The sequence below is a fragment of the Hamadaea sp. NPDC051192 genome (assembly GCF_040682475.1).
GTDB classification, from domain to species: domain Bacteria; phylum Actinomycetota; class Actinomycetes; order Mycobacteriales; family Micromonosporaceae; genus Hamadaea; species Hamadaea flava.
In genome coordinates this window covers 1-11,691 of the sequence record NZ_JBFBAZ010000194.1, presented here as the reverse complement: position 1 = coordinate 11,691, position 11,691 = coordinate 1, and the positions used below count along the sequence as shown (strand labels likewise).

The 11,691-nt window shown below is 71.9% G+C and carries 13 protein-coding genes; 6 read left to right on the top strand and 7 right to left on the bottom strand.

From position 1 onward, the window contains the following. The coding region (locus AB0M47_RS39495; protein ID WP_363423363.1) for a M17 family peptidase N-terminal domain-containing protein at nucleotides 1-336 on the bottom strand (336 nt) is incomplete at its 3' end. 77 nt (nucleotides 337-413) lie between these two features. On the opposite strand from AB0M47_RS39495, the gene gcvT reads away from it, so the two are divergent. After that, complete coding sequence (gcvT, locus tag AB0M47_RS39490) at nucleotides 414-1,547, top strand: glycine cleavage system aminomethyltransferase GcvT (RefSeq protein WP_363423361.1); 1,134 nt, start codon at nucleotides 414-416, stop codon at nucleotides 1,545-1,547. Between the two features lie 80 nt (nucleotides 1,548-1,627). Here the strand turns inward: gcvT and AB0M47_RS39485 are convergent, their stop codons facing one another. Then, nucleotides 1,628-2,608 (bottom strand): aminoglycoside phosphotransferase family protein, encoded by a 981-nt coding sequence (locus AB0M47_RS39485; protein ID WP_363423359.1) that lies wholly within the window; start codon nucleotides 2,606-2,608, stop codon nucleotides 1,628-1,630. An 80-nt stretch (nucleotides 2,609-2,688) separates the two neighbouring features. Between AB0M47_RS39485 and AB0M47_RS39480 the strand changes: the two genes are divergently transcribed. Further along, the gene (locus AB0M47_RS39480; RefSeq protein ID WP_363423357.1) at nucleotides 2,689-3,039 is read left to right on the top strand and encodes an MmcQ/YjbR family DNA-binding protein; all 351 of its coding nucleotides are present in this window, start codon (nucleotides 2,689-2,691) and stop codon (nucleotides 3,037-3,039) included. Continuing rightward, nucleotides 3,036-3,788, top strand: coding sequence for a sulfite exporter TauE/SafE family protein (locus AB0M47_RS39475; RefSeq protein ID WP_363423355.1), 753 nt, complete (start codon nucleotides 3,036-3,038; stop codon nucleotides 3,786-3,788). Before AB0M47_RS39480 ends, AB0M47_RS39475 begins: the two co-directional genes overlap by 4 nt. 19 nt (nucleotides 3,789-3,807) lie before the next feature. Here AB0M47_RS39475 and AB0M47_RS39470 read toward each other — a convergent pair whose 3' ends face one another. The 3 genes from AB0M47_RS39470 to AB0M47_RS39460 are packed head-to-tail and all read right to left on the bottom strand — an operon-like array spanning nucleotide 3,808 to nucleotide 7,873. After that, nucleotides 3,808-5,256: an Rv2578c family radical SAM protein gene (locus AB0M47_RS39470; protein WP_363423353.1), complete on the bottom strand. Its 1,449-nt coding sequence runs from the start codon at nucleotides 5,254-5,256 to the stop codon at nucleotides 3,808-3,810. A 21-nt stretch (nucleotides 5,257-5,277) separates the two neighbouring features. Further along, a complete protein-coding gene (locus AB0M47_RS39465; protein WP_363423351.1) occupies nucleotides 5,278-6,063 on the bottom strand; it encodes an adenosylcobinamide-GDP ribazoletransferase in 786 nt (261 codons plus the stop codon). Beyond that, nucleotides 6,041-7,873, bottom strand: coding sequence for a bifunctional adenosylcobinamide kinase/adenosylcobinamide-phosphate guanylyltransferase (locus AB0M47_RS39460; protein WP_363423349.1), 1,833 nt, complete (start codon nucleotides 7,871-7,873; stop codon nucleotides 6,041-6,043). The genes AB0M47_RS39465 and AB0M47_RS39460 overlap by 23 nt, the downstream gene beginning before the upstream one ends. A 53-nt stretch (nucleotides 7,874-7,926) precedes the next feature. Here AB0M47_RS39460 and AB0M47_RS39455 point away from each other — a divergent pair, with 53 nt between their 5' ends. Continuing rightward, nucleotides 7,927-8,121, top strand: coding sequence for a hypothetical protein (locus AB0M47_RS39455; protein ID WP_363423347.1), 195 nt, complete (start codon nucleotides 7,927-7,929; stop codon nucleotides 8,119-8,121). Nucleotides 8,122-8,175: 54 nt separating this feature from the next. Here AB0M47_RS39455 and AB0M47_RS39450 read toward each other — a convergent pair whose 3' ends face one another. Together AB0M47_RS39450 and AB0M47_RS39445 are read right to left on the bottom strand one after the other, a co-directional pair. Beyond that, on the bottom strand, nucleotides 8,176-9,171 hold the full coding sequence (locus tag AB0M47_RS39450; RefSeq protein ID WP_363423345.1) for an aldo/keto reductase family protein: 996 nt from the start codon (nucleotides 9,169-9,171) through the stop codon (nucleotides 8,176-8,178). 23 nt (nucleotides 9,172-9,194) lie between these two features. Further along, nucleotides 9,195-10,775 (bottom strand): WG repeat-containing protein, encoded by a 1,581-nt coding sequence (locus AB0M47_RS39445; RefSeq protein ID WP_363423343.1) that lies wholly within the window; start codon nucleotides 10,773-10,775, stop codon nucleotides 9,195-9,197. Here AB0M47_RS39445 and AB0M47_RS39440 point away from each other — a divergent pair. Both AB0M47_RS39440 and AB0M47_RS39435 read left to right on the top strand, forming a co-directional pair. Continuing rightward, nucleotides 10,702-11,088: a pentapeptide repeat-containing protein gene (locus tag AB0M47_RS39440; RefSeq protein ID WP_363423341.1), complete on the top strand. Its 387-nt coding sequence runs from the start codon at nucleotides 10,702-10,704 to the stop codon at nucleotides 11,086-11,088. The two genes, AB0M47_RS39445 and AB0M47_RS39440, sit on opposite strands and share 74 nt — an antisense overlap. Next, nucleotides 11,055-11,691, top strand: a 637-nt coding sequence (locus AB0M47_RS39435; RefSeq protein WP_363423339.1) for a hypothetical protein, incomplete at its 3' end; no start/stop codon positions are given. The genes AB0M47_RS39440 and AB0M47_RS39435, both read left to right, overlap by 34 nt.

The following is an 11,691-nucleotide window of genomic DNA, read 5'->3' as shown; positions in this document are numbered from 1 at the left end:
TCCAGGAGATGCAGCGGCTGCACGGGCTGCCCGCCAACGGCAAGGTCGACCTGTCGGCTCCGGGCCGAGCCCGACGGCGACCACGATCGGGGCGGTGATGGCGCCCAGCGTGGCCAGCTTGGTGATCTCGCCGGCGGAGCCGGTCGCTCCGAGCAGGCTCAGCGTGGCGCTCAGCCGGCCGTCGAACGCCGCCGCGACGCTCTGCGCGCCCGAGGCCAGCAGGAGGTCACGGGACTCGGCGTCCTCGCCTGGGCTGTGGACGCCGATCACGACGGCGTCCACGGCCAGCTCAGCGGGATCGGTGTCGAACAAGCTCAGTGCGATAGAGGTGGTCACCCGGGTTCTCCGAATCACAGATAGATCCTGACCCTGCGACTCTAACCACATCGGGGGCACCGGGTAAGTTCGTCCCCATGTCTGACGTGACCAGCGCCGCTCACCAGCCTCTTCTCCGGTCGCCCGCACATGATCGTCACGTGGCGCTGGGCGCCAAGTTCGCCCCCTTCGGGGGCTGGGAGATGCCCCTCGAGTACGCCGGGGGCGGCGTGCTCAAGGAGCATGCCGCGGTCCGGGAGGCCGTCGGCGTGTTCGACGTGTCGCACCTGGGCAAGGCCCGGATCGCCGGACCGGGCGCGGCGGCCTTCGTCAACGCGTGCCTGACCAACGACCTCGACCGCATCAAGCCGGGCAAGGCGCAGTACACGTTGTGCTGCGACAACCTGACCGGCGGCGTCGTCGACGACATCATCGCGTACCTGTTCGCGGAGGATCACGTCTTCCTGATCCCGAACGCGGCGAACACCGCCGAGGTCGTCCGCCGGTTCACCGCCGCCGCGCCGGCCGGGGTGACCGTCACCAACGAGCACCCGGACTACGCCGTCTTCGCCGTCCAGGGGCCGAAGTCGGCCGAGCTGCTGGCCGCGCTGAACCTGCCGACCGAGCACGACTACATGAGCTTCGAGCTGGCCACGCTCGCCGTCGGGGACGAGCCCGTCGAGCTGACCGTGTGCCGCACCGGATACACCGGCGAGCACGGCTACGAGCTGGTCGTCCCGGCCGCCCGGGCCGCCGAGGTGTGGGACGCCCTCTTCGGTACGCCGATCGAGGCCCGCGCCTGCGGTCTGGCCGCCCGGGACACCCTGCGGACCGAGATGGGCTACCCACTGCACGGCCAGGACCTCTCGCCGGAGATCAGCCCGGTCGAGGGCCGCTCCGGGTGGGCGGTCGGCTGGAACAAGCCGGCCTTCTGGGGCCGGGACGTGCTGCTGGCCGAGAAGGACGCCGGCTCGGTGCGTACGCTCCGTGGCCTGGTGGCCAACGATCGGGGCATCCCGCGCCCGCACATGAGCGTCTACGTCGGCGACGACATCGTCGGCGAGATCACGAGCGGCACCTTCTCGCCCACCCGCAAGGTCGGCATCGCGCTGGCGCTCATCGACACCGCCGCCGGCCTGGTCGACGGCGACACGGTGGAGGTCGACATCCGAGGTCGCCGGTCGTCGATGACGCTGACCCGGCCGCCCTTCGTGACCCCCTCGGTCCGCTAGCTTTTCTTGCAGATCAGGGATACGCGGCCTTCCGGAGGCACTGGAAGCATGCGTATCCCTGATCTGCGCCTAAAGGAAAGTCAGGCAGCGTCCAGAGTGGACAGGTCGGCCGCGAGGTTGGGGCGGACCCAGCTGAGCACCCGCTGCTCCTCGTCCGGCGGATAGAGCCGGACCGCGAGTTCGACCACGAGGATCAGCCACAGGTAGACCCGGTAGAGGCACAGCCGCAGCTGCTCGTCGTCGGTCAGCGGCCGGCCGAGCCAGCCGTCGACGACCGCCGCCGCCTCCTCCGGCCCGCAGAACGTGATCAGTGAGACGAGTTCCAGGATCGGGTCGGCGTACAGGGCGCGCTCCCCGTCGATGATGCCCTCGATCGCCCATCCGCCCGCTTCGCGGCGGACGAAGATGTTGCCGTCCCACAGATCGAAGTGCACCAGCGCCGGCTCGGTCACCGCGTCGAGCACGGCGGCGTGCCGTTCGATCAACGCCCGCACCTCGCTCACCGGCCGCGTCAGGTCCCGCTCGAACTCCTCCGCATCGGCCAGGATGTCCGCGATGATCGCCAGGAACGCCTCTCGCCAGCTCGCGGATCTGGTACGCCCATCGCGGCGCGGATAACCGAAGAGCTCTCCGCGTACGCGATTGAGCCGTGCGCAGAGTTCGCCGATGTGCCGCCGGACCTGCCGGATCTCCTCGACGCTCATCTCCTCCTTGGCCTTGGAGAAGAGGTTCCCGCCGAGCCGCTCCATGATCATGAAGCCGACGTCGGGGTCGGCGTGCCAGAGCCGGGGGAGCGGTACGCCGGCCGTCGCGGCCTTCTCGTAGAACTCGATCTCGGTCCGCATCAGGTCGACCTCGTACCGCAGCTGCCGCAGGGTCGGATCGGGGGCGACCTTGAGCACGACCTGCCGGCCGTCGGCGAGCGTCACCCCGTGCACGGCGGCGTAGAAGCCCTCGGTGAACTCCGAATGCGCGACGACTTCGGCGTCCGGTCCGAGCCCGGCCTGGATGAACTGCCGGATGTCGTCCGGCGACAGCTTGCGCTTCGTGACGCTCTCCATGGCGGACATCATCGGCTGAGAGCGCTCCCACCGGCAACCCCCGTCTCGTCTCGCGTGCTGAGATCACTAGGGTCGCCGGTATGGCGGTGACGTACGAGCAGCTCAAGCAGTGGGTTCTCGACCTGCCCGGCGGCGAGGAGGTCATGGTGGCCGAATGGGGCCACCCGACGCTCCGGGTCAACGGCAAGATGTTCGCCTCGGGTTCCCCGGACAGCCCGAGCTGCACGGTCAAGGCGAGCAAGGACGAGCAGGAACAGCTGCTCGCCACCCAACCCGACGTGTACGCCTTCGCCGCGTACGTGGGCCGGTTCGGCTGGGTGCGGGTCGACCTCGCGAAGGTCGATCCCGACGAACTGCACGAGCTGGTCGTCGAGGCGTGGCGGCGTACCGCGCCGAAGAAGCTGGTCAAGCAGTTCGACGAGGCCCGATGACGGCGCGTCGCCCGGTGCTGGTGGGCATCGGCCTGCTCGCCGGCGTCATGTCCGCCCTGTTCGGCGTCGGCGGCGGCGCGGTCGTCGTGCCCGCCCTGGTCGCCTGGTGCGGCCGGGACCAGCGGCAGGCGGTCGCCACCTCGTTCATCGCGATCGGCCCGTTGTCGCTCGCCGCCATGATCGCGTACGCGCTGCACGGCGAGGTCGACGTCGTCGTGGCGCTTCCGTTGATCACCGGTTCCCTGATCGGGGCGTGGATCGGCACCCACCTGCTGACCCGGTTGCCGCTTGACGTCCTGCGCTGGATCTTCGGCATCTTCGCCCTCGGCATCGCCGTCCGGATGGCGTTCGGCACCGCCGAGGCCACCGGCACGGTCGACCACGGCTGGCGGCTGGTGTGGCTGATCCCGGCGGCGATCGCGATCGGCGTGCTGGCCGCGTTGACCGGGGTCGGCGGCGGGGCGGCCATGGTGCCGCTCATGCAGCTCGGCTACGGACTGTCCGCCATCCTCGCCAAGGGGACGTCGCTGCTCGTGATCCTGCCGACCTCCGCCCTCGGCAGCTGGCGCAACCTCCGCAACGGACTGGGCTCGCTGCCCGAGGCGCTGTGGATCGGCTGTTCTGGGATGCTGGCCGCGTTGGCGACCGCTCAGCTGTCCGTACGCCTCCCGCAGGGGGTGGCGGACCGCCTCTTCGCCTGCTTCCTCGTCTTCGTCGGCCTGCGCACGCTCTGGCCCCGCCGCGCCTGACCCACGCCGGGCGGACGGATCAGGCGGTACGCAGCGGCGTGGGCGGCACGAGTCCGCAGCGCCGAGCGGCCGCCCGCACCCGCGCACTGATGACGCGCTGCTGGTCCTGACTCAGGTACGCCCGTGCGCCGTACAGCGAACGGTAGTGCGGCAGCAGGTGGGGGTGATTGCGGGCGAGCCAGGCCGCATACCACTCCTTGGCCCCGGTACGCAGATGCAGCGGGATCGGCATCACTCCGGCCGCTCCCGCGGCCGCGATCGCCGAGACGGTGGCGGAGATGGACTCCTCGGTGTCGGTCAACCCGGGCAGGATCGGCGCCATGAGCACGTTGACCTCGAAACCGGCGTCCGACAGCCGGCGCACCACGTCGAGGCGGCGCTGCGGGCTGGGCGTCCCGGGTTCGACGGCGCGCCACAGCTCCTCGTCGACGAAGCCGATCGACATCGCGAGCCGGACCGAGGTGACCTCGGCCGCCTGCTGAAGCAGGTCGAGGTCGCGCAGGATCAGCGTGCCCTTGGTCAGGATGGAGAAAGGGTTCGCGAAGTCGCGCAGCGCGGCCAGGATCTCCCGCATGAGCCCGTAACGGCCCTCCGCCCGCTGGTAACAGTCCACATTGGTGCCCATCGCGATCGGCGCGCCGGACCAGGACGGCCGGGCCAGCTCCCGGCGCAGCACCTGACCGGCGTTGACCTTGACGATCACCTTGCTGTCGAAGTCGTGCCCCGAGTCGAGGTCGAGGTACGTGTGGGTGTTGCGGGCGAAGCAGTTGTGGCTGACCACGCCGTTGGCGATGAAGTCGCCGCTGCCGGTCGTGATGTCGAACAGGTTCTGCCGCTTCTCCAGCGGCTCCACGTCCACGACGTCGAGGTCGGGCGCCACGCCCACGTACGCCCCCTCCAGCGGTCCGTTCGGCGGAGTCTGCCCGAACCCGGCGAGCCGATCGCCCTCGGCGACATGCCGCCAGCCCTTGGCGGTCAGGAACCGGTGGTCGCCGCTCGCCACGAGCTGGGTGCCGTCGGCCAGGGTCACCCGGAAGGCCGGCTTGTACGTGATCCAGTGGTCGAGCACCTCGGTCACCGCGTAGCGGCGGCGCGACCCGAACCGGACGGTGCCGTAGATCTTGTCCCCGACCCGCAGCTCGGCCAGCGGGCGGGTGTGGCCGTCGGCCATCAGGATCTGGGTGTCGCCGCCGAGGCAGTAGACGCAGGCGTGTGAGCAGCCGCGATAGGGGTTGACGGTCCACTCGAACGGCACCTGCGACTGGCTGGGCACCCGGTTCAGCAGCGATTTGGCGTTGATCTCGTAGAACGTCATCCCGGCGAAGCCCGGCGTGTCGAACGTCCGTGCTACCGCGCCGGGGATGTCGAACAGTCCCGGCTGCGTCGGCGGCAGGGGTGGGGTCGCCGACGCAGCCGGGAAGTCAGTGGGGGGTGCAGCTGAAGAAGCAGCTTGGCCGAGCCATCGCATACGTCGATTAGAACACGTGTTCTAGGACAGGGTCAAGCCGATCAGGACCAGCGTCACGACCGTCTCGGTCGCCGCTCCCAACACGTCTCCGGTGATGCCGCCCAGTCGGCGTACCAGATGGCGAAGGAGCAGGAGCAGCGCGAACAGGGCGAGGGCGACGACGACCGGCCCCTGCCACGGGCGGCCTGGCACCGCGGGAATCGCCAGCGCCGCCACGGCGACCGCGCTGAGCAGCGCGACCATCCGGGGAACCGAGCCCGCGACGAACGCGCCGAGCCCGTCGGGCCGCGCGGACGGGATGCCCCGCGCGCAGGCCAGCGTGATCGCGCAGCGCCCGGCCGCGAACGCCGCGACCACCGCCCAGACCGGCGCCTGGGCCAAGGTGAGCGTCTGGAGCAACAGGACCAGCACGAGCGCGACGACCCCGAACGGGCCGACCTCGGGCGACTTCATGATCCGCAGGGCGCGCTCCCGGTCGCGATAGGACCCCAGCGCGTCCACGGTGTCCGCGAGCCCGTCCAGGTGCAGGCCACGAGTCAGCAGCGCGGCCAGCCCGACGGTCAGCGCGCCGGCGATCGGGGCCGCGGTCACCTCGCGCAGGCCCGCGAGCACCGCGCCCAGCACCGCCCCGAGCAGCGCGCCCAGCCACGGCGCCAGCGCCATCGCCCGCCCGGCCGCGCGCCGGTCCAGGACACCCGTCGCCGGGGCGGGCTTGCCCGAGCCGCCAGAAGTGCGGTCAGGCCAAGGCACGACCGTGAACGTGGTCAGCGCCAGGCGCAGCGCGTCACTCCAGACCGTCGGCGGCATCGAGATCCGCCTTTTCTTCCGCTTCCTCGACTGGTACGCCGTCAGCGGACTCCGGCGCGGCGACGCGACCGGTCGCTGGCGCACCCGCCGCCATCGTGGTCTGCGCGAGGCTGATCGCCGACTGGATGAGGGGCAGCGCCGCCAGCGCCGACGCCCCCTCGCCCAGGCCCAGTCGCAGGTCGAGGAAGGGTTCGAGGCCGAGGACGTCGGCGCCCTGCAGGGTGGCCGGATCGCCGCCCGCGTCGGGCAGCAGGCACCAGTGCCGCACCTGACCGGCCAGATCCCGGGCCAGCAGGGCGGCGGCGATCGCGACCGGGCCGTCCATCAGCACCGGCGTACGCCGGGCGGTCGCGCCCAGCAGGATGCCGACGGCGATGGCGAAGTCGACGCCGCCGATCCGGGCCAGCAGCATCTTCGGGGAGAGCGTGTCCTCCCGCAGCCGGTTGAGCGCGTCCCGGGCGGCGGCGCAGCGCAGCATCCAGGAGTTGTCGTCCACGCTGCCGTCGGCGCTGACCCGGCGGCCCAGCAGGGCGGCCAGTTCGGCCGAGGTCATGGCCGAGATGAGCGTCGCCGCCACGGTGTCGGCGCCCGCGCCGCAGGAGCCCAGCGCGATGAGGTCGACGCCGGCGTCCACCGCCTCCTCGGCCAACCGCCAGCCGTGGCGCAGCCCGGCCTCCACCGCCTCCGGGGTCGCGGCGTCGACCCACTCGATGTCGCCCGCCGTCGCCGCGTCGACGACCTGGATCGTCGCCCCGGTACGCGCGGCCAGCAGCCCGATCGGGCCCGCTCCGGCGCGCGCCTGCGCCGCCCAGTGCGCCGAGTCGCCGACGTCCACCCCGGCCGCGATGTTGCCCTCGTGGTCGGCGTACAGCAGCATCATGCGTACCGAACGCCACGGGTGCGGCGTCGCCGCCCGCTGGGTCGCCGCGGCGAACCGGATCGGCTTGGCGAGCTTGCCGAAGCCCGACCCGGGCAGGTCCAGCGCGCCGAGCCGGGCCTTGGCGTCGCGCTCGGCCTCCTCGTCCGGCAGCGGCAGTTCCATGTTGGCCTGGATGACCAGCCCGGTCGCGATCATCGGCAGGGCCATCGTCGGCTCGGTGAGCGCGCCGCCGGCCGTGTCCGGCTCGGCGACCGGCGTGATGACCTCCGGGACGTCCATCTCGACGGCCTGAGCGGGCTGCGAGGTGCTCACCGGGCGGGCCGGCGCACCGTCGGCCGACGGGCCGCCCGGCGGCTTCAGCCAGGACGTCTGCCCGGCGATGATCAGCGCGACCCGGTCGGCGGCGTCCGCGACGATCTGGTTGATCTCACCCACCAGGTCGGCGAAGTCCGCGCCGGACTCGGTCGCCGGGACGAGACTGAGCCCGACCTCCGGGCTGACCAGGACGACCTGGCCGGCGCACGCCGCGACCGAGCGCCCGAGCGCGTCGATCCGTTCCCGGCGCTCCTCCGCGGTCAACGGCAGCAGCCGCGTCGCCCAGCCGCCGAGGTCGTCCACGAGCAGAACCTCGCCCGCCTCCGCCGTACGCAGCGCGACCAGCAGATCGGTGGGATCTTCCAATTCCTCGGTGGTCCACCCGGCCGGCCGGCGGGCGCGGTGCGCCTCGATGCGCTGCTGCCACGCCTCGTCGGCGGGATCGGTCTGCGCGGTCGCCACATAGCGGACCACACCGCCGGCGGCGGCCTCGGTCGCGAGGCCCTCCGCGAAGTCCGACTTGCCGGAGCGGATGCCACCGAGCACCAGCGCGGCCGTCCATGCCGGGGAGTGCTTGCGCGAGCCGCCAGGAGTGCGGTCAGCTTCTTGTGCCATGGCACGTAATCTAATGGCTTGTTGGTCTTGCCCGCAGCGAGGGAGGCACGGCGATGGCGTGGACATGGCGTTACGAGGACGCGGACGGCAAGCCGGTCGAACACCCGGCCGAATCGTTCGGTGGTCAGGCCGACGCCGAATCATGGCTGGGGCAGACCTGGAAAGAGGCGGTCGCGGCCGGTGCGGTCACCGCGGTCCTGGTCGAGGACGACCGGATCGAGTACCGGATGAGCCTGCTCTCCCCGTAGCCGCGACAGCGGCGCGCGCCTGCACCGGCGCGCGCCGCTTCTAGCAGTACGCCGTCAGGGGCGCTGCGCGGGCGACTGGGTCTGGCCCGGGTCACGCTCGATGACCGGCTCCAGCACGTCGTCGATCGCCTTGAGCAGATCCGCGCCCAGCTGCACGCCGGACGCCTTGACGGTGTCGCGGAGCTGCTCCGGCCGGGTCGCGCCGACGATGGCGCTGGACACGTTCGGGTTCTGCAGCACCCAGGCCACGGCCAGCTGGGCCAGCGTCAGGTCGGCCTGCGCCGCGATCGGCTTGAGCTGCTGCACCCGGGTCAGCACGTCGTCGGCGAGCCACTTCTGGATGAAGTGCGAGTTCGCCTCGTCGGTCGCCCGGGAGCCGGCGGGCGGCGGCTGCCCCGGCAGGTACTTGCCGGTCAGGACGCCCTGCGCCATCGGCGACCAGACGATCTGGCCGAGCCCCAGCTCCTCGGAGGTGGGCACGACCTGGGCCTCGATCACGCGCCACAGCATGGAGTACTGCGGCTGCGACGAGACCAGCGGGATGCGCAGCTCGGTCGCCAGCGCGTGAGCCTGCCGGATCTGGTCGGCGGTCCACTCCGAGACGCCGATGTAGTGCGCCTTCCCCGCGTGGACGATGTCGGCGAACGCCACCATCGTCTCCTCCAGCGGAGTGCTGTAGTCGAAACGGTGAGCCTGGTAGAGGTCGACGTAGTCGGTCTGCAGCCGGCGCAGCGACCCGTCGATCGACTCCATGACGTGCTTGCGGGACAGGCCACGGTCGTTGCGACCCGGCCCGGTCGGCCAGTAGACCTTCGTGAAGATCTCCAGCCCCGCCCGGCGCTCGCCCTTGAGCGCCCGGCCCAGCACCTCCTCGGCGCGGGTCCCGGCGTACACGTCGGCGGTGTCGAAGGTGGTGATGCCGAGGTCCAGCGCCTCGCGTACGCACGCCTGCGCGGCCTCCTCCTCGACCTGCGAGCCGTGCGTGATCCAGTTGCCGTAGGAGATTTCACTGACGAGCAGGCCAGAGCGGCCGAGATGACGGAACTCCATGCGACCGACCCTATCTGGTCAGTTCACAGCACCGGTTTGGTGTCCGCCAGCAGCCGGTCGATCTCCTCGATGACGGCGATCCGGCTGCCCAGCTCCATGTCGATCAGCGGCCGGCCGCGCCGGTCGAGCGCACCCCACTTGCCCTGCGGGCTGGCCACCAGGAACGCCACGGGGTGGATCACCAGCGCCGGGTGCACCGGCGGGACGACCATCTTGCCGGACTTGTCGACCACGCCCTTGCGCCCGCCGTTGTCGACGATGGCCAGGCCCTCGTCGGTGAAACCGTCGACGTAACGGCCGTCGGTCAGCGCGGTGGCGAACGCCGCGAACTGCGTCGGCACCACGACCTTGCCGGCCTTGTCGACCGCGCCCCAGCCGCCCCGGCGTACCGCGGCGACCCCGCGGCGGAACGGCCGGACGTCGTCGAAGCCGCCCGGGATCACGACGCGGTTCTTCTTGTCGATCGCGACCCAGCCACTGTGCCCGTCGCGGGACACCCAGGCCAGGCCCTCGCTGAACGAGCCGACCCCGAGCCAGCCCGCGTTCGCGTCGATCAGCCGCAGACCGGCCTCGTCGATCAGCTCCCAGGTCTCCGACTCCGGGCGGCGTACCCAGGCGACCCCGTCGCGGAACGGCTGGACGTCGGCGAACGCCGGGGAGATCCCGGTCGTGCCGGACGGATCCACGTAACCCCAGCACTGCTTCTTGTCGTCGAACTGCGGCACCGGCGGCTTGTGCACCCGCAGGATCTCGTCCCGCGTACGCGGATAGGGGCCCCAGCCGTTCTCGGCGACCTTGCGGAAGACGGCGTCGAGGGCGATCTCGGTCCGGGCCATCAGCTCCGGGTCCTCGACCTTGCGCAGCTCGAGCGCCTTCTCGAAGTGATTGCAGGCCTCGATGTAGCGGCCCTGGTCGTAGCAGGACTTGCCGGCGTGCTCGTGCATCGTCGCGCGCAACCGGTCGGGCAGCTCCGGCGAGTTCGCCTCGGCGAACAACTGGTCGGCGTCGGCGAAGTCGCCTCGCCACTGCAACACGTGCGCCAACCGGGCCTGCGCGATCGCGATCCGGCGCAACTGACCGGTCGCCTCGGCGTGCATCAGCGCCATCTTGGCGTCCGACAGCGCCTTGCTCAGGTCGCCGAGAATCCGGGAGACCACGGCGCGCAGGCTCAGCAGCCGCGCGCGTACGGCGTTGTCGGTCGCCGGGGTGAGCTTGGTGGTCAGCCGATCCCGGATCTCCCGCAGCAGATCCGGATCATCGACGAGCTCGCGCAGCGTGTCGTGGTGGAACCGCCACTCGACGTCGGCCAGCTCCTGCTCCGGGTCCGGCGTCTTCTCGTCGGCCGCCGGTTCCTCAGCCGCCTCGGGCTCGTCGCTCGTCTCCCCGACCGGCTTCGGCTCGACCTCGGTGGCCTGCTCCTCGGCCGCCGTGACGTCGGCCAGCGTCTTCGGGCGTACCAGGGGATGCAACATCGTGGGCGCGGACAGCGCGGGAGCCGCGCCGCTCGCGCTGGCGGCCACCGGAAGCACGGTGTCCGGCGTGGCCACGGCGGCGGGCGAGACCGGCGCGTCCGAGTTCTCCTGGTCGACCGGCGCGGGGCTCACCGGAGCGCTGCTCGCGGGTACAGCACTGGTGGGCACCGCGCTGGTGGGCACGGCGCTGGTTGGCGCAGCACTCACCGGAGCAGCACTCACCGGAGCGGCGCTGACCGGAGCGGCACTGACCGGGGCCGCGCTCGCCGGAACGGCACTCGCGGGGGCCGCGCTTACCGGGGGAGCGGCGCTCACTGGAGCCGCGCTCACCGGCGGAGCACTGAACGGGGCCGTTTGCGGCGCGGCCGGCGCCTGCGGTCCGGCAGCCGCTTGCGGAACGGCCGCCGAGCCGTGGGCGCCGCGGCCTTGTCCCTGCTGGCCTTGACCCTGGCCTTGTCCCTGCTGGCCTTGTCCCTGCTGGCCTTGACCCTGGCCTTGTCCCTGCTGGCCTTGTCCCTGCTGGCCTTGTCCCTGCTGGCCGTGCTGGACCTGCCCCTGACCCTGCTGGCCGGGCTGACCCTGCTGGCCGGGCTGGCCCTGCTGGCCGGGCTGACCCTGCGGACCGTGCTGGCCTTGTCCGGGCTGGCTCTGCCCCGGCTGGCCTTGCTGCGGTCCGGGCTGGCCGTAGACCTGACCAGGCGGGCCGAACTGCGGGCCGTGGCCCGGCTGGCCCTGCGGTCCCGGGCCGTGCTGTCCCGGCTGGCCTTGTCCTGGGTGGCCGTGTCCTGGCTGCCCTTGCCCTGGCTGGCCGTGCTGGCCTTGCTGCGGTCCGGGCTGGCCGTAGACCTGACCAGGCGGGCCGAACTGCTGGCCCTGCTGCTGACCGTGCGGCGGCTGCGGGTGCCCCGGCTGACCGTACCCCGGCTGTCCCGGCTGACCGTGTCCCTGCTGGCCGTGTCCCGGCTGGCCCTGCTGCGGGCCGGGCTGGCCGTAGACCTGGCCGGGCGGGCCGTACTGCTGGCCCTGCTGCCCCCGGCTGAGCCCTTCC